General features: G+C 75.5%; 23 protein-coding genes. 7 read left to right on the top strand and 16 right to left on the bottom strand.

Translation table 11 applies throughout. The features are described 5' to 3' along the window. The first annotated feature begins 68 nt into the window (after positions 1-68). Positions 69-644 (top strand): MBL fold metallo-hydrolase, encoded by a 576-nt coding sequence (locus tag ACN20G_RS17035; protein ID WP_424213643.1) that lies wholly within the window; start codon positions 69-71, stop codon positions 642-644. Here the strand turns inward: ACN20G_RS17035 and ACN20G_RS17030 are convergent. The 3 genes from ACN20G_RS17030 to ACN20G_RS17020 all read right to left on the bottom strand — a co-directional run bounded on the left by ACN20G_RS17030 (position 625) and on the right by ACN20G_RS17020 (position 3316). Further along, complete coding sequence (locus ACN20G_RS17030; RefSeq protein ID WP_424213642.1) at positions 625-1452, bottom strand: hypothetical protein; 828 nt, start codon at positions 1450-1452, stop codon at positions 625-627. The genes ACN20G_RS17035 and ACN20G_RS17030 overlap by 20 nt on opposite strands. 214 nt (positions 1453-1666) lie before the next feature. Next, positions 1667-1996 (bottom strand): hypothetical protein, encoded by a 330-nt coding sequence (locus tag ACN20G_RS17025; protein ID WP_424213641.1) that lies wholly within the window; start codon positions 1994-1996, stop codon positions 1667-1669. 42 nt (positions 1997-2038) lie between these two features. Next, complete coding sequence (locus tag ACN20G_RS17020) at positions 2039-3316, bottom strand: ROK family protein (RefSeq protein ID WP_424213640.1); 1278 nt, start codon at positions 3314-3316, stop codon at positions 2039-2041. 55 nt (positions 3317-3371) lie between these two features. On the opposite strand from ACN20G_RS17020, the gene ACN20G_RS17015 reads away from it, so the two are divergent. Then, on the top strand, positions 3372-4451 hold the full coding sequence (locus ACN20G_RS17015) for a Gfo/Idh/MocA family protein (RefSeq protein ID WP_424213639.1): 1080 nt from the start codon (positions 3372-3374) through the stop codon (positions 4449-4451). Positions 4452-4504: 53 nt separating this feature from the next. Here the strand turns inward: ACN20G_RS17015 and ACN20G_RS17010 are convergent, their stop codons facing one another. The 6 genes from ACN20G_RS17010 to ACN20G_RS16985 all read right to left on the bottom strand — a co-directional run bounded on the left by ACN20G_RS17010 (position 4505) and on the right by ACN20G_RS16985 (position 11749). Further along, positions 4505-5362, bottom strand: a complete 858-nt coding sequence (locus tag ACN20G_RS17010) for a fumarylacetoacetate hydrolase family protein (RefSeq protein ID WP_424213638.1) — start codon at positions 5360-5362, stop codon at positions 4505-4507. 650 nt (positions 5363-6012) lie between these two features. After that, positions 6013-7032, bottom strand: coding sequence for a hypothetical protein (locus ACN20G_RS17005; RefSeq protein WP_424213637.1), 1020 nt, complete (start codon positions 7030-7032; stop codon positions 6013-6015). Between the two features lie 1113 nt (positions 7033-8145). After that, positions 8146-8346, bottom strand: a complete 201-nt coding sequence (locus ACN20G_RS17000) for a DUF6412 domain-containing protein (protein WP_424213636.1) — start codon at positions 8344-8346, stop codon at positions 8146-8148. Between the two features lie 586 nt (positions 8347-8932). Beyond that, positions 8933-10432 (bottom strand): sodium:solute symporter family protein, encoded by a 1500-nt coding sequence (locus ACN20G_RS16995; RefSeq protein WP_424215548.1) that lies wholly within the window; start codon positions 10430-10432, stop codon positions 8933-8935. A 38-nt stretch (positions 10433-10470) separates the two neighbouring features. Further along, positions 10471-10725, bottom strand: coding sequence for a DUF3311 domain-containing protein (locus ACN20G_RS16990; protein WP_424213635.1), 255 nt, complete (start codon positions 10723-10725; stop codon positions 10471-10473). Between the two features lie 28 nt (positions 10726-10753). Further along, entirely contained in the window at positions 10754-11749 is a 996-nt protein-coding gene (locus ACN20G_RS16985) for a class E sortase (RefSeq protein ID WP_424213634.1), read from the bottom strand. Positions 11750-11805: 56 nt separating this feature from the next. Between ACN20G_RS16985 and ACN20G_RS16980 the strand changes: the two genes are divergently transcribed. Together ACN20G_RS16980 and ACN20G_RS16975 are read left to right on the top strand one after the other, a co-directional pair. Next, positions 11806-12819: an SEC-C domain-containing protein gene (locus ACN20G_RS16980; protein ID WP_424213633.1), complete on the top strand. Its 1014-nt coding sequence runs from the start codon at positions 11806-11808 to the stop codon at positions 12817-12819. A gap of 321 nt (positions 12820-13140) precedes the next feature. After that, positions 13141-14313: a DNA cytosine methyltransferase gene (locus tag ACN20G_RS16975; protein WP_424213632.1), complete on the top strand. Its 1173-nt coding sequence runs from the start codon at positions 13141-13143 to the stop codon at positions 14311-14313. Between the two features lie 106 nt (positions 14314-14419). Here the strand turns inward: ACN20G_RS16975 and ACN20G_RS16970 are convergent, their stop codons facing one another. Then, positions 14420-14980, bottom strand: a complete 561-nt coding sequence (locus ACN20G_RS16970; RefSeq protein ID WP_424213631.1) for a very short patch repair endonuclease — start codon at positions 14978-14980, stop codon at positions 14420-14422. A 34-nt stretch (positions 14981-15014) separates the two neighbouring features. Beyond that, complete coding sequence (locus ACN20G_RS16965; RefSeq protein ID WP_424213630.1) at positions 15015-16226, bottom strand: hypothetical protein; 1212 nt, start codon at positions 16224-16226, stop codon at positions 15015-15017. A gap of 85 nt (positions 16227-16311) precedes the next feature. Here ACN20G_RS16965 and ACN20G_RS16960 point away from each other — a divergent pair, with 85 nt between their 5' ends. After that, the gene (locus ACN20G_RS16960; RefSeq protein ID WP_424213629.1) at positions 16312-16488 is read left to right on the top strand and encodes a hypothetical protein; all 177 of its coding nucleotides are present in this window, start codon (positions 16312-16314) and stop codon (positions 16486-16488) included. A gap of 129 nt (positions 16489-16617) precedes the next feature. Then, entirely contained in the window at positions 16618-16974 is a 357-nt protein-coding gene (locus ACN20G_RS16955; RefSeq protein ID WP_424213628.1) for a hypothetical protein, read from the top strand. A gap of 105 nt (positions 16975-17079) precedes the next feature. Here ACN20G_RS16955 and ACN20G_RS16950 read toward each other — a convergent pair whose 3' ends face one another. The 5 genes from ACN20G_RS16950 to ACN20G_RS16930 form a co-directional block, all read right to left on the bottom strand. After that, the gene (locus ACN20G_RS16950) at positions 17080-18522 is read right to left on the bottom strand and encodes a DUF445 domain-containing protein (RefSeq protein WP_424213627.1); all 1443 of its coding nucleotides are present in this window, start codon (positions 18520-18522) and stop codon (positions 17080-17082) included. Positions 18523-19183: 661 nt separating this feature from the next. Next, entirely contained in the window at positions 19184-20086 is a 903-nt protein-coding gene (locus tag ACN20G_RS16945; RefSeq protein ID WP_424213626.1) for a DUF1707 domain-containing protein, read from the bottom strand. A gap of 130 nt (positions 20087-20216) precedes the next feature. Continuing rightward, a complete protein-coding gene (locus tag ACN20G_RS16940; protein ID WP_424215547.1) occupies positions 20217-21176 on the bottom strand; it encodes an ABC transporter ATP-binding protein in 960 nt (319 codons plus the stop codon). A gap of 38 nt (positions 21177-21214) precedes the next feature. After that, entirely contained in the window at positions 21215-22120 is a 906-nt protein-coding gene (locus tag ACN20G_RS16935) for an ABC transporter permease (RefSeq protein WP_424213625.1), read from the bottom strand. After that, positions 22113-22925, bottom strand: a complete 813-nt coding sequence (locus ACN20G_RS16930; protein WP_424213624.1) for an ABC transporter permease — start codon at positions 22923-22925, stop codon at positions 22113-22115. The genes ACN20G_RS16935 and ACN20G_RS16930 overlap by 8 nt, the downstream gene beginning before the upstream one ends. Before the next feature lie 350 nt (positions 22926-23275). Between ACN20G_RS16930 and ACN20G_RS16925 the strand changes: the two genes are divergently transcribed. Beyond that, positions 23276-25597 (top strand): transglycosylase domain-containing protein, encoded by a 2322-nt coding sequence (locus ACN20G_RS16925; RefSeq protein ID WP_424215546.1) that lies wholly within the window; start codon positions 23276-23278, stop codon positions 25595-25597. Positions 25598-25671: the final 74 nt, after the last annotated feature.

Raw genomic sequence — 25671 nt, 5'->3', positions numbered from 1 at the left:
CTCCGCTTCCCGGCCGGCTCGTTCGGCACCAACGCCCTGGTCCTGGCCCCCGGCACCGGCTGCGGCCGGTGGCCGTGCTGATCACGCACGGGCACATGGACCACACCTGGGACGCCGTGCCCGTCGCGGACGCGCACGGCGTTCCCGTCCACGTGCACCCCGCCGACCGCTTCGCCCTCGCCGACCCCGCCGCCGCCCTCCCGCCCTCCTTCCCGGCCGACCTGTTGGCCGGGCATCCGGACCGGGAACCGGCGCACGTCGTCGAGTTCGCCGCGCACCGCACCCGACTCGCCCTCGCCGGACTCGACCTGACCGTCGACCACGTCGGCGGACACACCCCCGGCTCGGTGCTGATCACCGTCACCGACCCGGCCGAAGCCGCCCGTCCCGCGGACACGCCCCGGCCCGCCGACGCCGGCCGCTCGACCGGCGGGCCGCTCCTGGTCACCGGGGACGCCCTCCTCGCCGGCGCCCTGGGCCGCACCGACGGCCCCGGCGGCGACGCGCACGCCCTGCGGGCCGGCCTGGCCGCCGTCTGCGACCCCCTGCCCGACTCCACGCGCGTCCTGCCCGGCCACGGCCCCGACACCACCCTGGGCGCCGAACGCGCCCTGTTCGGCCCGTTCAGTCCCGTGCGACGGTGACCGGCCCGCGCAGTCGGCGGGAGGTGAGGAGCAAGCCCGCGCCGAGCGTGAGGGTCCCGAACGCGGCCAGCGCGTAGGGGCCGGTGCGCGGCCGGTCCCGCTCCGCGCGCGACGCGGGCGGGCCGCCGGTGTGCGCCAACGCGCCCGCCTCGGCCCTCCCCTCGTCGCCGTCGCCGTCCCACGACCCGCGGTCGGAGGGGTCGGGCCCCGAGACCGCGAACCGGTAGGTGCCCGCCTCCCCCACCCAGTCCCCGTCCTCGCCGGCCCGCCGCACGAGCGCCGCGTCCGCGACCACCTCGCCCGTCGGGGCGTCCGGCGCGAAGGCCAGCGACACCTTCACCGTCAGCGACGCGCCCGCGTCCACCGTGAACCCCGGGAACCGGGACCCGCCGTCGAACACGGCGATCACCTCGTCCCGGTCGCTGCGCTCCACCGACACCGGCAGGGATCCGCCGGGGCCGTCGAACCGCATCCGCAGGTGCGCCGGGCGCAGGGACCGCGCCCGGTCGGTGAACACCACCACGGGGTGGATGGCCGTGCACCGGCTGTCGGTGGTGTTGGCCAGGTCCAGGTACCAGCTCTGCGGCTCGGCCCCCATCCGGTACACGGCCGGCCCGCCGCGGATCCGGGCGCCGATCGGGAACGCCGTGTCCACGCCCTTGCCGCAGCGGGCCTCGATCCGCGAGGGCAGGGCGGGCGCCGGGTTCGCGCCCCCGCCCGCGCCCACGTCCGCGACGGCGGGACCGGCCGCGCCGGCGGTCAGGGTGAGCAGCAGGGCGGACAGGGCGAGGGCGTCACGCGTGCGCATTCGATCACCTTCACTCGCGTCGTCAACGAGGCGGCCGGACGGGGTCGGAGGATGGTCGGACCAGGTGACGATCACCCCGCCCGTGCCCCGCACCCTGCCACGCCCCCGCGCGGGGCCCGCCGCCGACCCACCGCCGACCCGGGCCCGGTGCCTCGAATGGCGGCGGCCGGCTCGCGCCCCACCGCCGACCGGCCCAAGGGCCCGCCCCGCGCCCTCACCGAGGCCGTCGGTCCCGCACCCGACCCGGCCGGCCGCCGATGTCCAGGCCGGCCCGGGCGTCCGCGTACGGGGGCAGCGACAGCGCGGCGAGGCCCGTGGCGACCGCCCCGACCGCGAACACCGTCGCCGGCGGCCGCGCCGCCTCGCCGAGGCCGTACGTGGTCACGCCGACGGGGAACAGGGCCACCGTCGTCGTGCCCCAGCCCCCGAGGATCCAGCCGACCCGGTCGAAGCGGCCGGGGGCGACGCTGCCCTTGCGCAGGGCCCACAGCGCGAGCACGGCGAAACCGGGTCCGGCCGACGCCAGGACCGCGGCGATCGCCAACGGGTACCGGGCTCTTCCACCCCGCCCGCGCCCCTGTCCCGACTACGGCCGGCGGCCGAAGAGGGGGGCCAGGGCCAGTTCGGCGGCGCCGGCGGCCGGGCCGACCGGGGTGCGGGAGACCGTGACGGACGAGCCCGCCGGGGCGCTCGGGCCGTACGGGGTGGGGTGGGAACGGGCGGCGAGGGCGGCGCGGACCCCCGTCAGGAACACCTCGGGCGCCGCGTCCACCGTGCCGCCGCCGAGCAGCAGCCGGTCCACGTCGAGCAACGCCACCAGGTTCGCCGCGGCCTCCCCCAGCGCCCGCGCCGCCGCCGGCAGGTCGCCCCGGGCCGCGGCGGCCAGGCACAGCGCCTCCACGCAGCCCCGTGCCCCGCACGCACAGCGCGGGCCGGCCGGGTCGAGGACCTGGTGCCCGAACTCGCCGGCCGCCGACCGTGCGCCCCGGTGCAGGGTCCCGCCCAGGTGCAGGCCCGCGCCGAGGCCGGTGCCCAGGTGCAGGCAGACCACGTCGCCGGCGGGGTCGGGCAGGGCCCGCAGGGCGCCGACGACGACGGCGTTGGTGTCCTTGTCGAGCACGACGCCGTCGGGCGGGGTCAGGCCCTCGGCGGCGAGCCGTTCGGCGAGCAGGGCCCGCAGCGGCACGCCTGCCCAGGCGGGGGCGGCGGTGATCGGGCCGAGCACGCCGGTGCGCGCGTCGAGGGGGCCGGGCAGGGCCACGCCGACCGGCACGGGCGGGGAGCCGGCCGGCAGCAGCCCGCGCACGAGCCCGGTGACGGCGTCGACGAGCCCGCACGCGGCCCGCACCCCGACGTGCCGCGCGTGCGCCCCGTGCGGCCCGGGTCGGCCGGGGTCACCGGCGGGCGGGCCCGAGGTGCCGTGGGTGCGTGCGGCGTCGCCGTCCCGGGCGGGGTCGTCGGCGGGCGGGTGGGGGCGGTCGTGGGCGGGGTCCTCGCAGGCGCCGTCGGCCAGGCCGACCGGGGTGCGGGCCTCGGCCAGGACCCGGCCCGTCAGGTCCACGAGGACGGCGTGGGTGCCGTCCCGGTCCACGTGCACGCCGATCGCGTGACCCCCGTGCGGGACGAGCCGCAGCAGGGTGCGCGGCTTGCCGCCGGTGGACGCGGCCCGGCCGGCGTCGTCCACGAGCCCGTCCGCGCGCAGCCGCGCGCAGATCTTGCTGACGGCCTGCGGGGTCAGCCCGGAGCGTTCGGCGAGTTCGGCCCGGCCCAGCCCGCCCGGCCCGGCCGCGCGCAGCAGGTCGAGCAGCAGCGCCCCGTTGTGGTGGCGCACGCTCGGCAGATTGGCCCCGGTTCCCCTGTTCACGCGTCCATTGTCGCCTGTTCTTGCACTTCCGCAACAGTGTTGCCAAAGTGGAGTCATGACGACCACACCCCACACCCACGCCCCCCTGCGCGTCGGCCTCGTCGGATTCGGCCTCGCCGGCTCCGTCTTCCACGCGCCGATGATCGCGGCCTGCCCCGAACTGACCCTCGACACCGTGGTCACCGGCAACCCCGAACGCCGGGCCGCCGCCGAGGCCGAACACCCCGGGGTGCGGGTCGTGGCCACGCCCGACGAGCTCCTCGCCCGCCACGAGGAACTCGACCTGGTCGTCGTCGCCTCCCCGAACAAGACCCACGTCCCGCTCGCGCACGCAGCCCTCGACGCCGGGCTGCCCGTCGTCGTGGACAAGCCGCTCGCCGCGCACGCCGCCGAGGCCCGCGCCCTCGCCGACGCCGCCGACAAGGCCGGCCTGATGCTGTCGGTGTTCCAGAACCGGCGCTGGGACAACGACTTCCTGACCCTGCGCGCCCTCCTCGACGCCGGGGAGCTCGGCGAGGTCCGCCGCTTCGAGTCCCGCTTCGAACGCTGGCGCCCCACCCCGAAGGGCGGCTGGCGCGAATCGGGGGCGCCGGAGGAGGTCGGCGGGCTGCTGTACGACCTCGGCAGTCACGTCGTGGACCAGGCCCTCGTCCTCTTCGGGCCCGCCGAGACCGTCTACGCGGAGGTCGACGTCCGCCGGCCGACCGCCTCCACCGACGACGACACGTTCATCGCCCTCACCCACACCTCGGGCGTCCGCTCCCACCTCTACGTCAGCGCCGTCACCCCCCGCCTCGGCCCCCGCTTCCGCGTCCTGGGCTCGACGGCGGGCTGGGTCAAGCACGGCCTCGACCCGCAGGAGGGCGCCCTGCGCGACGGCGCGCGGCCGAAGCACGGCGAACCGTGGGGCGTCGAACCCGAATCGGCCTGGGGCGTCCTCGGCGCCGGCGACCACGCACAGCCCGTCCCCACCCTGCCGGGCGACTACCCGGCCTACTACGCGGCCGTCGCCCGCGCCCTGCGCACGGGCGGCCCGGCCCCGGTGGGCGCGCGGGAAGCCGCCGCCACCCTCGACGTCCTGGAAGCGGCCCGCCGCTCCGCGACCGAGGGCGTCACGGTCCGCCTCGCCCCCTGACACACGAACGGCCCGGCCCCCGCGAGTGCGGGGGCCGGGCCGTTCGCGGCGCGTCAGGCGTTCTTGAACTCGTGCCGCTGGCGACCGAGCCCGCCGATCTCCAGCTCGATCACGTCGCCCTCCCGCAGGAACGGCTTCGGCTCGGGCTGCCCGGCGGCCACACCGGCCGGGGTGCCCGTGACGATCACGTCACCGGGGTACAGGGTGAGGAAGTGGCTCAGGTACCGCACGACCTCGCCGACCGGGAAGATCTGGTCCGAGGTGTGCCCGTCCTGCTTCAGCTCGCCGTTGACCCACAGCTTCACGTCGAGGGCCTGCGGGTCGCCCACCTCGTCGGCGGTCACGAGCCACGGGCCTATCGGGGTAAACGTCTCGCAGTTCTTGCCCTTGTCCCACGTGCCGCCGCGCTCGTTCTGGAACGCGCGCTCGGTCACGTCGTCCACGAGCACGTAGCCGGCGACGTGCGCCAGGCCCTCCTCGGCCGAGTCCAGGTAGCGGGCGGTCGTGCCGATGACGACGCCCAGCTCCGCCTCCCAGTCCGTCTTCACGCTGCCGCGCGGGATCAGCACCACGTCGTCCGGGCCGCCCACGGTGTCGGCGGCCTTCATGAACACGATCGGCTCACCGGGCGCCTCCGCACCCACCTCGACGGCGTGGCAGTGGTAGTTGAGGCCGATGCCGACGACCTTCCCGATCCGCCCCACCGGGGCGCCGACACGCAGGCCCTCGGCGTCCAGGGCGGGAAGCTCACCGGAGGCGGCCGCCTCCCGTACTCGGGCAAGCGCGGCCGGGTCGGCGAGCAGGGCGCCGTCCACATCCGTGATCAGCCCGGACAGGTCCCGCAGCACGCCCTCGGCGTCCAAGAGCGCGGGGCGCTCGGCACCGACGGGTCCGACTCGCAGCAGCTTCATGGGCATTCTCCCGTGGTCGAGATTGGTCGACCCATGGGCATGCCCCGGGCCGGACGATGGGTTGCGGCCATCGGAGGATTGGTCGATCCTCCAAGATGCCGGGTCATTCCGCAAGACCCCGTTCACACTCTGGAACACACCCCCCGATCCCGCTCACCCCACCCACCCCTACAAACCACCCGAACACCCCCACCCCAGGCGCCCCAAGGACACCCGAACCCACCCGCCCACGGGCCACAGGCCCCACCCCCTCCCGGCTACCAGCTCCCGGCTCCAGGCCCCCGTCCCCCGGCCCCCAGCTCAGGGCTCCCGGCTCCGGGCTCCGGGCTCCGGGCTCCCGGCTCCGGGCTCCCGGCTCCCGGCTCCCGGCCCCCGGCCCCCGGCTCCCGGCTCCCGGCGACGGAAACACGGCCACGGCCCGAGCCCCGGCCCCCCTCCGCCGCCCCTGGGAAAAGCCTTTGACCTGCCCGCCGCCGGCAGGCGGCCACCGCGACCACGCCCCGACCCGAGCCCGGCCGGTACGCAAGCCCCCCCACCGACTCCGCCGGCCACCCACCACCGACCCGCACGGCCCCGGTCACGGACGTGAACACACCCGCGCCCCTCACTGGGGGAACAGGGGAACGCGGCCGACCGGGACCACGGCACCGTCAGGACCGGGCACGCGACCGCGCACGAGATCGGGCCGCCCCCGACACGGGCGCCGAAGCGGACCCCACGTCCGCACCCGCACCCGCGTCCGCACCCGCACCGGACCCGCGTGCCGCCGCGTTCGCGCGTGCCCTGGCGGCACGGGCCCGCTGCGCCTTGGTCGTGCGCGTACCGGGACCCGCCGGAACGGACCGTGCGCCACCCGTGTCACCACCGGCGGCCTCGGCCCCGACACCGACACCGGCGTCACCCCTGACCACAGCACCGCCCCCGACCTCGACCTCGGCCTTGGCCTTGGCCTTGGCCCCCGCCGTGGCCGTATCCCCCGCCCCGGCCCGCGCACGGGCCTCCGCGGCGATACGGGCGCGTTCGGCCGGCGGCCAGCGGCGGTCCAGCAGCGTGCGTTCGGCGATGGCCCACGCGCTCGTGGTCATCAGGTACAGCCCGGCGGCCAGCGGAACGATCGCGACGGAGATCAGCGTGCCGAACGAGAGCAGCGCGAGCTTGGGGGCCATGGCGGTCATCCGTCGCATCACCTCTTCCTGTTCCGGCGTGGGCCGCTTGCCGCCGGGAAGCGGGGTCGGGGGGAGTTCGGCACGCAACTGGGCCATCCGCCGGCCGTGCAGAGCACTCCAGGACGCGACGGCGGCGACCACCGCGAACAGACCCAGGAAGACCAGCCCGGCCGGCCCGAACGGGCCGTCACCGGACAGCGCCTCACCCCACGTGCCGGACAACGGCGCCGCGAACAGGCCGTGTTCGAGGAGGGGGTTCGGGGCGCCGTCCACCCGGGTCTCGGAGAAGGCCCGGTACAGGAACCAGAGCAGCGGTATCTGCGGCAGGAACGTGAGCAGGGCGACGGCGGGCCGGGCACTGCGGGCGGCGACCCGGGCCAGGGGGTGCAGGGCCAGGCGGACGAGCACGGTGAACAGGACGATGGCGGCGGCACCTGCGAACGCGCCGGTGGCGGGCTCGACGAGCCCGGCCAACCAGGAGACGAGATCGATGAATACGGACACGTGGGCAGACCCTTCGGGGAAACGGAGGTCGTCGTCGGACTCGCGATCACGCCACTCCCGTCCCGAGCCGCCCACCCGCTCCACGCACGAAGCACGGGGCGGATCACGACGACTCAGGACGGGGACGGCGGGCGTCGTGCCGACGTGCCGCGCGTGAAGGGTCCCTGCGCACCGGCCCGCGCCCGCGCTCCAACCCACCCGCCACAGACAGACGGGCCGGACGGGAGAACGCGGACGGCGAGAGTGCGCGTCGGAGGACGCGGAGGAACGAACCGAGAACACAAGCGAACCGCGCGAACCCATAAACAGGGCGCCCAGGACGGGCCGACGAGGGAGGGCGCGACGCCGTCACGACGCAACCGGCACGGTTGCCGGGCGAGGCACGCCGAACGCCACCGGCTCGCGTCCCGCGCACCGACCGTCACCCGCGCCGCGCCCGAAGCCGAGGACTCCCGCGCGCGACCGACACCCATGGGGCGGCAGCACGGCAGGACCAACGGCCGAGCGCACGCCGGCACCTCGCCACGTGAGATCACGAGATCACGCGGAGCCAGGCGAGGGCATCGTGGGCCACGGAGTATTCCGCAGGAACCCGATGCACCCCACGAGGCCGGGGCCCGGCCGGCCCGACCCGAAGTCGCACCGGCCGGATGGGCCGCGCGGGACGCCTGTCCGACCCGTTGGAGCCCGACGGCTCCACCGGCCCGAAACGGAAGGCCCGCACAGCGACACGTGATGGGCGGGACCACGGCTCGAACCGGTGGGAACGTCCCCCGTCCCGGCCCTGGCCCCGGCCCCGGCCCCGGCCCCACAGCAGCCCATTCGTGGCCTCGGTGGGTGGCCCCGGCGGCACGTGGTGGGTGACGCCGGGGAGCGGCCGGTCGCAGCACGCGGCGGTGCGCCGGGGGCGCCCTGAGGTGCGCGGACAGTCCGGGCAGCGGCACAGCGTGGTGAGTGGCGAAGCCCGCGGTGGTGCGGGTGTCGGTGGCTGTTTCGCTTCGCTTGTGTTCTGTTGTTCTCCCCGTCCGCCGAGCGGACCCGGGGGCCGTTCTCTCCGTCCACGCCCGTCCCTCGCCTGATCGCACGGCGGGGTGGGGTGAGGAGGAGAGGGGCCTACGCGGCCGTCGGCAGGGTCCGACCCGGGGCGCGGGGGCGCGGACGGCCGGAGGCGTCGGGGTCGCGTTGCGGGAGGAAGGCGGTGCGGAGTTCGCGGTCCCGGATCGCGGTGCGCGTCCGGGCGCGGGGTATCGGGATGCCGAGTCGGGCCGCGAGCAGCACGGAGGCCCACACGGCGGCGCCGACGGCGAACACCACGGCCGAGGCCCCGGCCGCGGCGCCGGCGCCCGTGCCGACGCCACCGGGAGTGCCGGCGGCGGCGAACAGGGCGAGGGCCAGGGCCGGGAGAAGCGCGAAAAGGAGAACGAGGAACGGGGACCGGGGTCCGGTCCGACGCCCGGTGTGGTGGCCGGCGCGAGTGCGCGGGCGGGCGGAGAGGGAGGCGAAACGGGTGTGCAGGCGGGCCGCGATCGTGCCGACGGCCCGCGTGACCGCCTCCGTCGGCGAATCCGCCGCCGTACGCGCATTCGTGGCCGGCCGCCACGCCGGTGTACGCGTGAACGCACGCGCCGCCGACCGCGACAGCGGCGTGCGCGCGGACGTGCGCGTGCGCGTGGCCGCCGCCCGCAACCCCGACACTCGCGCAGACGTGCCCGTGCTCGTGTGCGTGGGCGTCGGCGTGGGCGTGGGAGGGCGTGGGGGGTCCGTGTGCGTGTGCGTGTCGTTTCGCATGTCGTCGGCCCTCCCCCTGTCTCTTCCCTCGTCCTCGGCCGGCGTTCTCCCGCCCACCGTGCCCTTTCAACGGTCGGGCTCCCGCGATGATTCCCGCTCGCGGGTCCGGTTTTCAGCGCACCATCGCCGAGCCCGTGACCGGGTCCGTGACCGGGTCCGGGGCCGGGACGCGGTCGTCCGGGCGGTCCGCCGGGGCGATCGGCGGGCCGTACAGGGAGACGCCCACCGCCACCGCGAGGTTGAGCGCCAGCGCGAGCATTCCCGCGTTCACTCCCCACAGCGGATCCCGTCCCGTGAACACCAGCGCGCACACCACACCGACGCCCACCACCAGCCCGCTCACCGCCCCCGCCAGGCTCAACCGCCGCCACACCAGCCCCAGCAGCAGCATCGGCACGAGTTGGGCCATCCCCTCGTACGAGATGAGCGAGAGCCGCACCAGGGTGTTCGGCGCCGCGTACGTCATCAGCAGCGCGATCCCGCCCGCCGCGAACACCACGACCTGCGCGGCCCGTTTGCCCCGTTCGCCGCCCGCGTCCTCGCCGCGCCGCCACAGCGGGAACACGCTCGCGCCCCACATCGTGCCGATCACCAGCATGAACACGGCCATCGGCACGATCGACGACAGCGCCGCCGCCACCCCCACCAGGCCCACCGCCCACGCCGGCAGCGCGTCGACGACGAGCCGGAACAACGCCAGGTTCGAGTCCGCGCCCGTCAGCCCCGGCACCACGAACAACGCCGCCATCCCCAGCACCATCGGCACCAGCAACAACACGTTGTAGGCGGGCAGCAGGATCGCGTTGCGGCGCAGCGCGTCCGCGTTCCGCGCGCCCAGGTACCCGGCCACCGTGGTCGGGAAGATCACCACCGTGAGCGCGTTGAGGACGGTCGTCGTCGTGAACCACAGGGTGCCCAGCGTGCCCCGCCCGTCCTCCGTGCCCGGCGCGTGTCCCGGCAACGTCAGCCAGTCGCCGCGTTCCGCCACCAGCCGCTCGAACAGGCCGTCCCAGCCGCCGAAGTAGTGCGCCGGCACGTACACGGCCAGGAACCCCAGGGTCCCGATCACCAGCACGTCCTTGAGCACGGACACCCACGCGCTGCCCCGCAGCCCGCTCACCACCACGAAGCCCGTGGTCACCGCGAACGCCACGAAGTAAGCCCACTCCAACGACACCGTCCCGTACGAGACCGTCGCCAACACCACGCCCATGCCGGTGATCTGGAGCTGGATGTAGGGCAGCAGGAACACGGTCGCGAGCACCGCCACCACCGCCCCCAGCCAGGGCCGCCGCCACCGGTGCGCGACCAGGTCGGAGATCGACACCAGGCCGTGCGTGCGCGCGTACCGCCACAGCATCGGCCCGACCACGTACCCGATCGCGTACCCGCACGACATGTACGCGATCACGTACACGACCGGCGCGCCCCGGTCGTAGCCCCAGCCCGCCGCGCCCAGGTAGCTGAAGCTCGTGTAGCCCTCGCCGGCCATCAGCACCCAGATGAACACGGTACCCAGCGACCGCCCGCCCACCGACCACTCCGTCAGGCCCCCGCCGCCCCCGCCCCGGCCGCGCACGGCGAACAGGCCCAGCAGGACCGTCGCCACCATGAACACGGCGAACACCGAGGTCGCCACCGCCGCCGCGCTCACCGCCCCTCCCCCTCCCCCTCGGCCGCGCGCCCGGCCGCCGCGTGGCGCGCCGCCAGGCGCCGGTCCCCGCGCCAGGCCAGGGCCACCGCCACCGGGGTCACCAGCGTCGCCGCGACGAACCACGCGAGCAGGAACGGCACGCCGAACACGGTCGGCAGCACCCGGTTCACGGCCGGCAGGGCCCCCAGGTACACGACGAACGGCACCAGGAGCCAGAGCAGATGCGGGCGCTCAGCCCAAAAGGGACGCATCCGGCCACAGTACGGCCCGCCCCCGCCCTCACCCCCGCAGCTTCCCCCACACCACGAGCCGGTAGGTGGAGGAGAACTCGGGGGTGCACGTCGTCAGCGTGATGTACGAGCCGGGCGCCGTGTACCCCTGCCCCGGGTGCACCGAGGACGCGGGCACCGGGGCCACCACCGACACGTCGCGCGGGGTGGTCTGCGTCAGGATCCGGTCCACGACGTACACGTACCGCCGGCCGCGCACGTCCACCTGCAACTCGTCGCCCGCCCGCAGCCGGTTCACGTACCGGAACGGCTCGCCGTGCGTGTTGCGGTGCCCCGCCAGCGCGAAGTTCCCGGCCTCGCCGGGCCCGGCCGTGCCCGGGTAGTGGCCCGCGAACCCCTTGTCGAGGACCGCCGTCTTCCCCACCCCCTCCGCCACCGGCACCGCGATCCCCAGACGCGGGATCCGCAGCACCGCGAAGGTCCCGGACGGGGGCGCCGCCGGCCCCCGCGTACCCGAGCCCGAGCCCGAGCCGGTACCCGAGCCCGTGCCCGAACCACCGCCCGCCGTCCCGGACCCCGGCCGCCGCGTCGCCCCACCGCCCCCGGACCCGCCGGCGCCGGGGGTACGGACGCCGGCCGACCCGTCACCGTCACCGTCGCCGTCTTCGTCCGTGCCCACCCTCGGATCGGGTTCCGGCCCCTCCGAAGCCGACGCCGAACCACCCGAGCCGTCCGAACCACCCGCGCCACCCGGACCGCCCGCGCCATCCGAGCCGTCCGTCGCCCCGGCGCCCGGCAGCGCCCCGCCCGCCGCCCACTCCCGTTCCATCGCCGCCACCCGATCCCGGGCCCCGGCCGCGGCCTGCCGGTTCGTCCACCACAACTGGTGCACCACCAGCAGCATCACCACCACGCCCAGGGTGGTGGCCAGTTCGGCGCCCACCCAGAGAACGGCCGCCGGCCCCGAGCGCCGTCGACCCCACCGGCCCCGACCGCGTCCGCCCCGGCCCCGACCGTGCACCACCACCGGTATCCGATCCCGCACGCGCGGCACCCTAGGTCCTCCCCCGCCAACTGACCAGCGGCAGTACGGTGTGAACCATGCGCCCCGACACGCCTGCCGAGCACATCGCCGAAGCCGAGCGCCTCATTCGCACGGCGCACCGCCACCCCGAGGACCGCGAACCCCTCCTGCTGCGCGCCGCCGCGCACCTCGAACTCGCCGACGCCCGCGACCGGGCCGCCACCCTCTACGACAACCTCCTCGCCGACGCCCCCGACCAGCCCCACCTCGTCAAGGCGCTCCAGGCCGCGAACCTGTGGGAGTACGGGCACGAGGCCGAGGCCCGGGTCCTGATCTCCGGCATCCGCGCCGCCGCCCCGGCCGATCCCGCCCCCTGGGAGGTGATCGCCGAGACCCTGGAGGCCCACGACGAGCTGGACGCCGCACACGAGGCGTTCGACGCCGCCGTCGACCTCCTCGTCCACGAGGACCAGCCGCTGACCCGCGCCACCACCGCCCTCCTCACCGGCCGGCACCGGGTCCGCCGCCTGCTGGGCCTGCCGCACGACGACCGCGACATGGTCGCCGACACCCGGCACACCGGCCCGATCCCCCTCGACGAACTCCACGACCCCAAGCGGATCTGGGCCCTGGGCTCCGACGACCCCGCCGAGCTCCGCGCCGAGATCGCCCGCCTGCGCGCCGAACTGGGCGACCACCGAGCCGCCCTCTCCCGCCCCTTCCCCGTGGCCCTGCTGCACTGGCCGGCCGAGGAACTCGGCGAACTCCTCACCGCCTACCCGACCCTCGCCGGCGAGTACCCCTCGCACGACGCGCACCTCGCCGACGTGGAGCACAAGCTCCGCACGCTGCTCCGGTCCGGCACCGCCAACCTCGGCGTGGTCACCGCCAGCGTCCCCTCCTACGAGGCATTCGCCGCGTCCGAGCACACCTCGCCGGCCTCCCCCAGCCTCCTCGCCGAGTACGCCACGACCCTCGCCGCCCGGGGCCGCGCCGAGGCGTGGCCGCCGGCCGCCGACGCCCCGTGCTGGTGCGGCTCCGGCCGCGCCTACGCCGACTGCCACGGCACCCCGGACCCCACCGGCCCCTGAGCCCGCACGGGACGACGCGGGCACGCGGCGCGGATCGGGCGGGGCGGGGCGGGCGGGGCCGGGCACGGTGCGGGGCGCGCCGAGCCGGCCGGGCCGGGCACGGGCGGGAGCCGGACCCGGACCCGGACCCGGGACCCGGACCGGGACCCGATCGGGACCCGATCGGGACCCGACTCGGACCCGTTCCCGACCTGCCCGGGATCCGTTCCCGGCCTGCCCCGGCCCCGCCACGGACCGCCCCGGCCCCGCCCCGGACCGGATCCCGAGACGATCCGGGCGGGCCGGGCTCGGCCCGCGTCCGCGCAACTAGACTGCCGTCACATGACCGCCGCCCCGCCCTCCCCCACCACGACCCAGGCCCCGGCCGCCCCGGCCGGCCCCGCCGCCCCGGCGCCCGCGCCGCCTCGCGGCCTGGTCGACCTGTTCGCCGGACCCGGCGGCCTCGACGTCGCCGCGCACTGGCTGGGGCTGGCCGTCACCGGTGTGGAGATCGACCCCAACGCCTGCGCCACCCGCGCCGCCGCCGGTCTCGCCACCCACGCCGGCGACGTGCAGCTGGTGTGGCCCATGGACTTCCCCGAGGCCGAGGTGCTGGCCGGCGGCCCGCCCTGCCAGACGTACACCGTCGCCGGCGCCGGAGCCGGCCGGCGCGCCCTCGACCTCGTCCTGTCCTTCGTGGACCGCCTCGCCGCCGCCGAGGGCGACACCGCCCGCAAGGAGATCCAGGAGGACCTCCACCTGCTGGAGGACCCCCGCACCGGGCTCGTCCTGCGGCCCCTGTGGTGGGCGCTCAGCGCGCACGAGGCCGGCACCCCCTACCGGGCGATCGTCCTGGAGCAGGTCCCGGCCGTGCTGCCGGTGTGGGAGGCCATGGGGCGCGTGCTCCGCGACCGGCTCGGCTACTCCGTCGCGCACGGCATCCTGCACACCGAGGAGTTCGGCGTCCCCCAGACCCGTCGCCGCGCGATCCTCGTCGCCCGCCTCGACGGCGAGGCCGCGCTCCCCGAACCCACCCACGCCCGCTTCCACAAGAACGCGCGCAGCGTCCGCCCCGCGACCGTCCCCGCCGGCCGCCGGCCCTGCGTGACGATGGGCGCGGCCCTGGGCCGCACCGACGCGTTCACCGTCGTCTCCAACTACGGCACCGGCGGCGACGCGCGCCTCCGGGGCCGCCGCACCTCGGCCGAGCCCGCGTTCACCGTCACCGGCAAGGTCTCCCGCAACCGGCTCGAAGCCCCCGACGGCACCGAACTGCCCCGCCTGACCCTCTCCGAGGCCGGCCGGCTCCAGACCTTCCCCCACGACTACCCGTGGAGCGGCAGCGACGTCGCCCAGCAGATCGGCAACGCGATCCCGCCCCGCCTGGCCGCGCACGTCCTCGCCGCCGCGCTCGGCGTGCGTCTGGACGAGGCCCGGCTCGACGAGGTCGTCGCCCTGCCCTGGGCCCGCACCCGCGACGGGTGGCCCCTGACCCGGCCGCTGCCCGACGCCTGACGGCACAGCCGCGAGCCCGCGCCGGCGCCGGCCCGTGCACGCGCCCGTCCCGCGCCCGCGCCCCCGCCCGTGACGCCGCCACCGTGACCCCGCGCGGGACGGAGCCTCACGCGTCCGGGCGGGTGCGCGGGGCCGGGCGGCGGGCCAGGACCGCCGCCGCGACCCGGTCGGCCGCCTCGGCCGGCGACTCGTGCTCCCAGACCCGCACCGACAGCCAACCGGCCGCCGCGAACCGGGCGTCGGTGTCCCGGTCCCGGGCGCGGTTGCCCTCGATCTTGGCGCGCCAGAACTCGGCGTTGTTCGCGGGCCACGTCGCGTGCAGCGGGCAGCCGTGCCAGAAGCACCCGTCCACGAACACGGCGACCCGCGCCGGCCCGAACACGACGTCCGCCTCCCGCCGCACCCCCTTCACCGGCTTGCGGTGCACGCGGAACCGCAACCCCGCCGCGTGCAGCGCCCGCCGCAGCGCGACCTCCACCCCCGTGTCACGGCTCTTCTGCCGCGACATCCGCGCCCGGACCGCGTCCGTCGTGGGCAGCTCCCGCGCCCCGGCGGCGGGCCCGGGCCGGGACGCGGGCTCGGCCTCGGCCTCGGCCACGGCCTCCGGCTCGGGTCGGGGCACGGGCTCGGGTTCGGGCGCGGGTTCGGGTTCGGGCGTCGGCGTCACGCCGTCATTGTGCCGGGCCCCGCCGACACCGGCCTCAGTGCCCGGGCAGCCGCATCGGCAGGGCCAGTTGCGTCGGCGCCGCCCCCACCGCCCGCACGCCCGCCTCCGCCCGCACGGCGTCCCGCGCCCGCGCCCGTTCCCGTTGCGCCCGGGCCCGACCCGCCTCGTCCCGGTCCCGCCTCGGTGCCGGGGCGAGTGCGGCCCGCAGGGCCGCCAGCACCTCCGCCGGCCGGTCCCGGACCAGCGCGGGCGTGACCCCGACGACGAGCACCCCGTGCGCCTGCATCCGCAACCGGCGGCGCACCGTGGCCTGCCAGGCGTCCCGCGCGAAGTGGTACTCGGCCGAGTCCACCTCCAGCGCCACGCCCTCGTCCGGCCAGTACGCGTCCGGGACCGCCAGGAACGCCCCGTCGGGCGTGCACAGCGGCGCGTTCCACACGGGGGTCGGCAGGTCCGTCGCCGACGCCACGAGCTCCCGGGCCCGGCCCTCCGCCGGCGAACGGACCCCCGCCGACAGTTCCTCGACCACCGGCCGCACCCACGGGTGCGACAGCACCCGGGCCGCCGCCAGCTCCGCCCGCAGTTCCGCCGGCCCGCACCACCCGGCCTGCACCACCGCCGCGCACACCGCCCGCAACCTCTCCGCGCCCCCACCGGACCCGCCCGGCCCACCACCCCCGGCCGACCCACCCGACCCGCCCGGCCCGCCGGACCCGCCCGACGCGGCCCGTACGAGGTCCGCGGCGAGGTCGGCGACGGCGCGCACGGGCCGTGCGCTGGGCACGCCCGCCACCCGCCACGGCGCGGGTCGCCGCCCGGTGGCCCGGGGCCTGGCCCACCGGCACGCGGCGGGCCGCCGACCCGACCGCACCAGCACGGTGACGGGCTCGGCCGGCGCGCCCGCGATCCCGTGCAGGGCGAGGGCCGCGCCGCCGCTCAACACGGCGTCGGCCCCGGACAGCGGCGCGGGGTCGGCGGGCGGCGCGGCGTACAGGACGGCGGCCAAGGCCCGCTGGGCGCGGTCGGGCGGCCCGGTCTGCAACAGGTGGACGCGCGGCAGCAGCCGCTGCCAGGGCCCGCCGGGCCGGCAACGTCGGGCCAGGGCCTCGGGGGTGACGCCCGCGGCCAGGAGCTGGGTGCGGGACAGCACACGGCGCTGGCGGCGGGCGAGGGCTTCGAGGGCGGGTCCGAGCCGGGGCGGGCGGAGGAGGCTCGGGGTGATCGGGCTGATCGGATTCGTCGTCATGCGCGGGGTGTGCCCCGGGACGCGGCCGGTCGATCCCCTGGGCCGAACGGCGTACCCGGACGGGTGGTCGGCGCGTTGTCCGGGTGTGAATCTCAAGCGCGTGCTGACGGGGGCCCTGGGTGGCGCCGTCGCGTTCCTGGTCGTGTTGGGGCTGCTGGCGCTGCTGCCGGCGGCGGTGCGGGAGGAGGTGCCGGCGGGGGTGATCGGCGGGGTGTCGGTGGGCGTCGTCGCCCTCGTGGCCCTCTCACGCGGGACGCGCTAGCGGGGACCCGGCGGGATCCGGCCACGCGGCCGGAGGCGAACGGGCGGCCGGTCGGGCGGCCGGGCCGGCGCGTTAGTCTCGACGGCGGGCCCCGCCGCGTGGGCGGGGCGGTCGCGAAGGGACGAGGGCATGGCGGGGATCTCGGGACGGATACCGACGGCGGCGATCGCGTCCGTCGGGCTGATCGGCGGCTACGGCGTGGCCCGGTTCACGAAGAAGCGCCCGCTGGGCGGGCTCGTGCTGGGCGCGGCCGGGGTCGCGGCGGGCCTGCGCTGGCACCGGGTGGGCGGCGCGCCGGCGGTGGCCGGGCTGGGCACGCTGTACCTGGCCGGGTTCGCCGGTTCGCACCCACTCGCGAAGAGGATCGGCGCGTGGCCGGCGGTGCTGGCGGTCACGGCGACGGTCTCGGCGGCGGCCTGGTTCGCGTCCGACCTGCGCGACTGCCCGGAGGGCACGACCGCGACCCGCGACGAGACCGGCATCTGACACCCCCGGGCACAAGGGGCGGACGGCCCGGGACGGAACGGGACCGTACCGTCCCGGGCCTCGCCCCGGACCGAACCGGACCGGTCCGCGCCCCGGCCCGGGTCCTCAGAAGAGGGTCTGGGTCAGGGTGTGGATCAGCAGGCCGGCGAGCGCGCCGACGACCGTGCCGTTGATGCGGATGAACTGCAGGTCACGGCCGATGTGCGCCTCGATCTTGCGGGAGGTGTGCTCGGCGTCCCACGAGGCGACCGTGTCCGTGATCAGCGAGGTGATCTCGGTGCGGTACGTGGTCACCACGTACACCACCGCACCCTCGATCCAGCCCTCCACCTTCTCCTGGAGCCGGCCGTCCGCCGCGAGCCGCGCGCCGAGCGAGATCAACGCGGCCCGTACCCGCAGCCGCAGCTCGCTGCGCTCGTCCTCGGCGGCCGACAGGATCATCGCGCGGATCGCCGACCACGCCGACGCGATCACGTCCTGGACCTCGCCGCGCGCCAGGATCTCCGACTTCAGGCGCTCCACCTTCGCCCGGGTCTCCGTGTCGGACTGGAGGTCGGCGGCGAAGTCGGTCAGGAAGCGGTCGATCGCGCCGCGCGCCGGGTGCTCGGGCATGTCGCGCATCTCGGTGACGAACCGCAGCAGTTCCTTGTACACGCGGTCGCCGACCTTGCGGTCAACGAACCGGGGGGTCCAACCGGGGGCGCCGCCCTGCACGGCGTCCGTGATCGAGTCGGCGTGCGTGACGAGCCAGTCGTGGGCCCGCGCGCACACCAGGTCCACGACCTTGCGGTGACCGCCGTCGGACACGATCCGTTCCAGGGTCTTGCCGACCCCGGGCGCGACCTCGGCGGTCTCGGCCCGCCGGGTGATCGCCTCGCCGACCACGGCCTGCACGTCCGAGTCCCGCAGCACCGTCAGCGCGCCGCGCAGGGCGGTGGCGAGCTCGGCGGTGACGCGGTCGGCGTGGGCGGGCTCGGCGAGCCAGGACCCGAGCCGGCCGCCGATGCCGAGGGCGTGCAGACGGGTGCGGACCACGTCGGAGGAGAGGAAGTTCTCGCCGACGAACTCGCCGAGGGACACCCCGAGCTGGTCCTTCTTCGTCGGGATGATCGCCGTGTGCGGGATCGGCAGGCCCAGCGGGCGCCGGAACAGGGCGGTGACGGCGAACCAGTCGGCGAGCGCGCCGACCATGCCGGCCTCGGCCGCCGCCGCCACGTACCCGGCCCACGGGCCGGCGCCCCAGAAGCGTTCGGCGACCGTCGCGAGCACGTAGATCACGGCGACCACGCCGAGCAGCACCGTGGCCAGGGCCTTCATGCGGCGTACGCCCTGGCGGCGTTCCTCGTCGGCGGCGCTGAACACGAACCCGCCCCGCCCCGGCCCCCCGGCCGCGGACACACCGGCCTCGGCACCGCTACCGGCACCGGCACCACCCCGCTGCCAGGGGCGCGGGTTGGGGGCGGACGCGGAACGGGTCGTGGTCGGGACGGCGTCCTCCGCCACCGGCGTCGCGGACCCGGTCGCGGACGCAGCCCCGGGGCCGGGCATGGGCCCGGGGCCGGACGCGGGCCCGGTCGCGGGCCTGGGCGCAGCCCCGGGCCCGGGGCGGGGCGCAGTCTCGGAGCCGGGCGTGGGCCCGGAGCCGGGCATGGGCTCCGGCGTCGGCTTGCTCAACGGCGTCCGGCCCTCGTCTCCCCGGCCGTCACCCCGGCCGATGTCCCGGCGCGCGCCGGGACCATCATCCCGAGCGTCGCCCGAACCCACGTCACGGCCACCGTCCGGACCGCCGTCACGAGCGGCGTCCCGACCGCCGTCCCGAGCGGAGTCCAGGCCGGTGTCCCGACCGGTGCCCGGACCGCCCTCCCGGGCGTCGCCCGGGCCGGTGTCCCGACCGCTGCCGCCGTCACCACCAGCGCCACCGCCGCTGCCGCCGCCACGACCGGCGGCACCGCCGCTGCCGCCACGACCGTCGGCGCGACCGCCGCCGTCACGACCGTCGGCGCGGCCACCGCCGTCACGACCGCCGACGCGGCCACCGCCGTCACCGCCGCCGTCGGCGGCCGGGTCGCCGTCCCCGCGTCCCGTGTGTGCCACGTGTCCCACCTGAGCCTTTCTGCGTGTGTCGCCCCCTCTGCCGACTCCCGGGGCCTCCGGGAAGTTCCCCTCCGCCCCGCGCGCCGCGTCTCACACCCGGCCCGGCGGGCGCCGGCTACAGTTCCTTGCGGCCGGATCCCGGGAGTTCCCGCCCCTTCAGCGGCTTGTGCTTGATCTCCACCCCGCCCCAGAACGCGAACCCGGTCACCACCACCCGGGGCGCCCCCGGCTCCACCGGACCCGCCTTGCGGTGATCGTGGTCAAAACCTCCCATGAACCCGAAACCGCGCAGGTCCACCTCGACCCCGGGCGGCACCACGATCTGTACCCCGCCCATGATCGCGACACAGTTGATCACCACTTCGCGCGTCGCGAAGTACGCCTCGCGCAGGTCCAGCTCCCCACCACCCCAGAAGGCGACCGCGTCGAACCGTTGCGGCACCGTCCACGCGCCGCGCCGCTGGAAACCGGACATCACGCCGACGCCCAGGCCGGACGCCGTCGTGGCCGCGCTCACCCCCACCCGCTCGGCCCACACGATCCCCGAGCCCTCCCCGGGCCGCGCCGGCGACACGCCGGCCCCGGTCCCCGCGGGGACGGGCGGGTGCGCCGCGAACGGCATCGGGGTCCCGGGCACCGGCGGCAGGTCACGGGTGAGGGGCTCCAGCTCGGCGTACGTCCGCGACGCGTACGCCGCCTCCATCCGCTCCTCGAACTCCGTCATGTCCAGGCGGCCCTCGGCCACCGCGTCCCGCAGCCGCTCCACCACCCGGTCCCGGTCCGCGTCCGAGGCCCGCAACGCGAGCGCCGGATCGGGCGCCGGGGCTCCCGGCACCGCCCCCGGACCGGACGCCACCGGACCGGACGCCGCCGGAACGGCAGGTACCGCCTCGGGCCGCGACCCCGCCCCCGGCGCCGGCCCCGTCCCGGTCCCCGGTCCCCCGGCTCCCGTCCCCTCCGGGGCCTTCTCCAGCGAGGTCTTCTCCGGCAACGGCTCCTGGGCCCGCTCGTCACTCATGTGCCCCAGAGTATGCGCGCGCCCCCACCCGCGATACGCCCCGAGGAGGGGCCCCGACCCTGGTCTTTCCCTGGTCCCGACCCCCACCCGACCCTGAACGATCCCTGATCCCGCCCCGAACCGGTTCGACTCAGCCGCGCCCCGCGTACATGCGCGCGATGACCTCCTCGATGTCCGGTTCCCGCATCGACAGGTCCACCAGCGGATACCTCGCCGCGACCGCCGCCACCAGCGGCGCCGCCGACTCCCCCGCCGGGAACGCCAACCACTGCCGCACCCCGCTGACCCGCACCACCCTCGCCCCCTCCACCTCGATCGGCGGCTCCTCCCGCGCCAGGTCCACCACCAGCGTCCGCTCGCTCTCCCCCACCGCGTGCAGTCCCTCCAACGGCCCGTCGTACACGGCCCGCCCGTGGTCGATCACCACCACCCGACGGCACAACTGCTCGATGTCCTGGAGGTCGTGCGTGGTCAACAGCACCGTCGTGCCCCGCTCCGCGTTCAACTCCCGCAGGAAACCCCGCACCCGCGCCTTCGACACCACGTCCAGGCCGATCGTCGGCTCGTCGAGGTACAGCACGTCCGGGTCGTGCAGCAACGCCGCCGCGATGTCCCCCCGCATCCGCTGCCCCAGGGACAACTGACGCACCGGCACGTCCAGCAGCGCGCCCAGCTCCAGCCGGTCCACGCACCGCGCGAGGTTCTCCTCGAACCGGGCCCGCGGGATCCGGTACAGCCGGCGGAACAGCGCGTACGAGTCCCGCAGCGGCAGGTCCCACCACAGCGTCGTGCGCTGCCCGAACACCACCCCGATCCGGTGCGCGAGCCGGGTCCGCTCCCGCGCCGGGTCGATGCCCGCCACCCGCAGCCGGCCCGAGGTGGGCGTCAGGATCCCCGTCAGCATCTTGATCGTCGTGGACTTCCCCGCCCCGTTCGGCCCCACGTACCCCACCACCTCCCCGCGCCGCACCGTGAAGTCCACCCCGTCCACCGCCCGCACCAACCGCCGCTCCCGACGCAACGGCCCCACCCGACGCCGCACCTCGAAGACCTTCACCAGGTCCCGCACCGAGATCAGTTCCTCCGCCATCACGCGCTCCGCTCCGTCCACGACCCGACCCTTCGCTCTCAACTTCCCGTGCCGCGGTACGCCCGCAGCCCCGACCGCCACGCCCACGACACCGGCGCCAACACCAGCGCCGCCACCACCGGCCCGCACCAGGCCACCCACCCCGGCAGACCCAGCGGGTTCGGCCGGTCCAGCAGGTACAACACCGGCCACCAGTTCACGAAGGCCAACGGCACCACGCACGTCACCGCCCACACCACCTCCCGCGCGAACACCGTCGGCGGGTACCGCAACAGGGCCGTCCCCCCGTACGTGAAGGCGTTCTGCGCCTCCGCCGCCTCCCCCGCCACGAACTGGAACGCCGCGCCCGCCACGAACACCGCCGCGAACAACGCCGCCCCCGCCACCACGGCCACCGGCACCAGCAGCACCCGGTCCACCGTCCACACCACCGGCGACGCCGCCAACCCCCACGCCAACACCGGCACCCCCTGCACCAGCCGCCCCACCCGCCGCAACGCGAACCGGTCCGCGGCCACCTGCGCCAACACCGGCACCGGCCGCGTCAACATCACGTCCAAGGACCCGTCCCGCACCCGCTGACCCACCCGGTCCGAATTCCCCACCACCAGGTCCGTCAGCCCGAACGCCGTCGACGACAACCCGTACAACAACGCCACCTCCGGCAGCGAGAACCCGCCCAACGCCTCCACGTGCGTGAACATGATCCAGATCCCGACGAAGTCGAGCCCCGTCACCGCCGCGTTCCCCGCCACCGTCAACACGAACGACGCGCGGTACGCCATCGTCGCCCGCACCCACATCCCCGCGATCAACAGATAGCCCCGCACCCCGGCCGCGGCCCGCGCCCACACCCCGAAACCCGGCACCGCCATCCCGCGCCCCGAACCGGCCGGATCCTCACCGCCGCCCCCGACCGCCCGCACCGCCACCGCCTCAGCCACCCTGAACCACCACCCGACGCGTCGCCGCCGCCTGCACCATCCGGCCCAGCCCCAGCAGCACCACCGCCCACACCGCCTGGAAGCCCAGCGACCGCACCGCCCCCGCGACCCCGCCCGCCGCCCCGTTCGTCCCCAACAACACGTCCACCGGCACCTGCAACATCGCCGCCCACGGCAGCACCCGCACCAGCTCCCCGAACACCCCCGGGAACAAGGTCAGCGGCACCACCATCCCCGAGAAGAACAACGTCAACACCGACGCCATCACGTTCACACCCGCGCCGTCCAACAACCAGAACGCCAGCAACCCGACCACGAACCGCAACGCGAAACTCACCACCAACGCCAACACCCACGCCACCGCGAACAACACCCACCGCCCCACCTCCCCCGGCAAGGCCAACTCGAACACCAGCGCCCCACACGCCAAGGGCACCAACCCCCGCCCCAACAGCTGGAACACCGCCCGCCCCAGATCCGCCGCCAACCACCACGCCTGAAGGTCCGCCGGCCGACACAGGTCCACCGCCACGTCCCCCGTACGGATCCGCTCCTGCAACTCCGTCTCGAAACCGCCCCCCAACAAGGACACCGAGGCCAGCAACGCCTGCGTCACCCACACGAACGTCACCGCCTGCGCCCGGTCGTACCCGCCCAGCTCGGCCCGCTGCCCCCACAGCGCCACATACGTGTACGCCGTGATGAAACCGAACACGACGTTCGCCAGACACCCCGCCGCCGTGGCCGCCCCGTACGTCGCGTACCGCCGGAACCCCCCGAGCGCCACCATCGAATACAGCCGCACTTCCCGCCTCCCTTCCCCATGGGTCGAAGCGGGCGACCTTAGTGCGGAGGGGCGATCCCTGCGAGCGAATTCCGGGCCCCCGCGTCCGAAACCCGGCCCATCGGGTAGACAGCGGAGGTACAGACCAGACATTTCACCCCCGCACGGCGCGGAGACCACACCACCCCGAGGACCCGAGGAGCCCGGAGTTGAACGACCCCACACCACCACCGGGACCCGACCCTCGCGATCCCCACACCCCACCCCACCCCACCGCGCCGAACGGGCCCACCACCCCCGACGGACCCCCACCCGGCAAACCCCCACGCCGCCCCCGCACCGGATGGCGCCGCGCCCTCCCCACCTGGCGCATGCTCCTCGGCACCACCCTCCTCGGCGCCCTCCTCGTCATCGGCGCCCTCATCGCCGGCTACCTCCTCGTCGACATCCCCCCGGCCAACTCCGCCGCCACCGCCCAATCCAACGTCTACCTGTACTCCGACGGCACCGTCCTCGCCCGCGACGGCGAGGTCAACCGCCAGAACGTCGCCCTCCACCAAATCCCCCGCACCGTCCAGGACGCCGTCCTCGCCGCCGAGGACCGCGACTTCCACTCCGAACGCGCCGTCGACCCCAAAGCCATGCTCCGCGCCGCCTGGAACACCGCCACCGGCAAAGGGAAACAATCCGGCTCCACCATCACCCAGCAATACGTGAAAAACTACTACCTCGGCCAGGAACAAACCCTCAAACGCAAAGCCAAAGAATTCTTCATCGCCATCAAACTCGGCCGCGAAAAATCCAAGGAATACATCCTCGAGGGCTACCTCAACACCAGCTACTTCGGCCGCAACGCCTACGGAGTCCAAGCCGCCGCCCAGGCCTACTACGGCAAGGACATCGGCAAGATCACCACCGCCGAAGGCGCCTACCTCGCCACCCTCCTCAACTCCCCCAGCGCCTTCGACGTCGTCGCCCACCCCCAAGGCCGACCCCGCGCCCTCGCCCGCTGGAACTACGTCCTCGACGGCATGGTCAAACAAAAATGGCTCAGCGCCGAAGAACGCGCCGCCATGAAATTCCCCGAACCCGGAAAAATCAAGCCCGCCGCCGGCCTCTCCGGACAACGCGGCTACCTCGTCGAAGCCGTCCGCGACCACATCCTCGCCACCAAGACCCTCGACGAGAAAACCCTCGCCGAAGGCGGCTACCGCATCACCACCACCCTCGACCGCACCCGCCAGACCAACCTCGTCAAAGCCGTCGAAACCACCGTCACCGACAAACTCGACCCCACCGAACACCCCGCCGACAAACTCGTCCGCGTCGGCGCCTCCTCCATCGACCCCATCACCGGAAAAATCGTCGCCCTCTACGGCGGAATCGACTACCTCAAGCAATACGTCAACAACGCCACCCGCCACGACTACCAGGTCGCCTCCACCTTCAAACCCTTCGTCTTCACCGCCGCCGTCGAAAACAACAGCCGCACCCAAAACCGCGCCCCCATCACGCCCAACACCCTCTACAACGGACGCAACAAACGCCCCGTCGTCGGCAGCACCATCCCCTTCGACCCCGAGAACGAAGACCAACGCAGCTACGGCGACATCACCGTCCGCACCGCCACCGACCTCTCCGTCAACGCCGTCTACGCCCAAATGGCCGTCGACGTCGGCGGCGACAAGGTCAAGAAAACCGCCATCGACCTCGGCATCCCCGCCGACACCCCCAATTTCGACGCCGGCCCCGCCATCGCCCTCGGCACCCTCCAGGCCAGCGTCCTCGACATGACCCAGGCATACGCCACCCTCGCCGCCCACGGAAAACACACCCCGGCCACCTTCATCGAGAAGATCACCAAACGCGGCGACACCATCGAACTCCCCGCCCGCGACACCCGCCAGGCCGTCACCCGCGAAGCCGCCGACACCACCACCTCCATGCTCGTCAGCGTCGTCGACAACGGCACCGGCACCACCGCCCAAGGCGCCGGCCGCCCCGCCGCCGGCAAAACCGGCACCGGAGAACTCGACCGCTCCGCCTGGTTCGCCGGCTACACCCCCGACCTCGTCACCGTCGTCGCGATGATGGGACAGGACCCCGACAAGGGCACCCTGCAATCCCTCTACGGCGCCCTCGGCGAAGCCCGCATCAGCGGCGGCAAATACCCCGCCCGGATCTGGGCCGCCTACACCAAGGCCGCCCTCGCCGACTCCGATCCCCTCGACTTCGAACTCGACCTCCAACCCGGCGGCGCCGAACCCCCACCCCTCCCGCCCGGCCCCCGGCCCCCCGGCACGGACACCACCGGCCAGACCAACCAGGGCCAGACCACCGGCCAGACCAACGCCGGCCAAGACAACGGCGGCACCACCGGAACCCCCGGCCGCCCCACCCCCCGCCCCCCGAGCCCCACCGACGGCGGCCAGACCAACACCGGCCAAACCCAAGGCCAGAACCAGGGCCAATCCCAAGGCCAAAACCAAGGCCAGACCAACGGCGGCCAGAACCAGGGCCAAACCACCGGCCAAAGCCAAGGCGGCCAGACCAACGGCGGACAAACCGACGGCGGCACCACCAACGGCGGACAGAGCAACGGCGGACAGAGCAACGGCGGCCAAACCCAAGGCCAGACCGACGGCGGCACCACCGGCGGCGACCAGTCCGACGCCCCCCAAACCCGCCGCTGACCCCACCACCCACCCCGCCGAACAGCACACCCCACGCACGACGAGGCCCCCGGGAACACGTCCCGGGGGCCTCA

It is taken from the genome of Streptomyces dryopteridis, assembly GCF_049606955.1.
In the GTDB taxonomy this organism is placed as follows: Bacteria; Actinomycetota; Actinomycetes; order Streptomycetales; family Streptomycetaceae; genus Streptomyces.
Note: the sequence above shows the minus strand (reverse complement) of the source record. Positions and strands in the feature narration are given on the sequence as shown.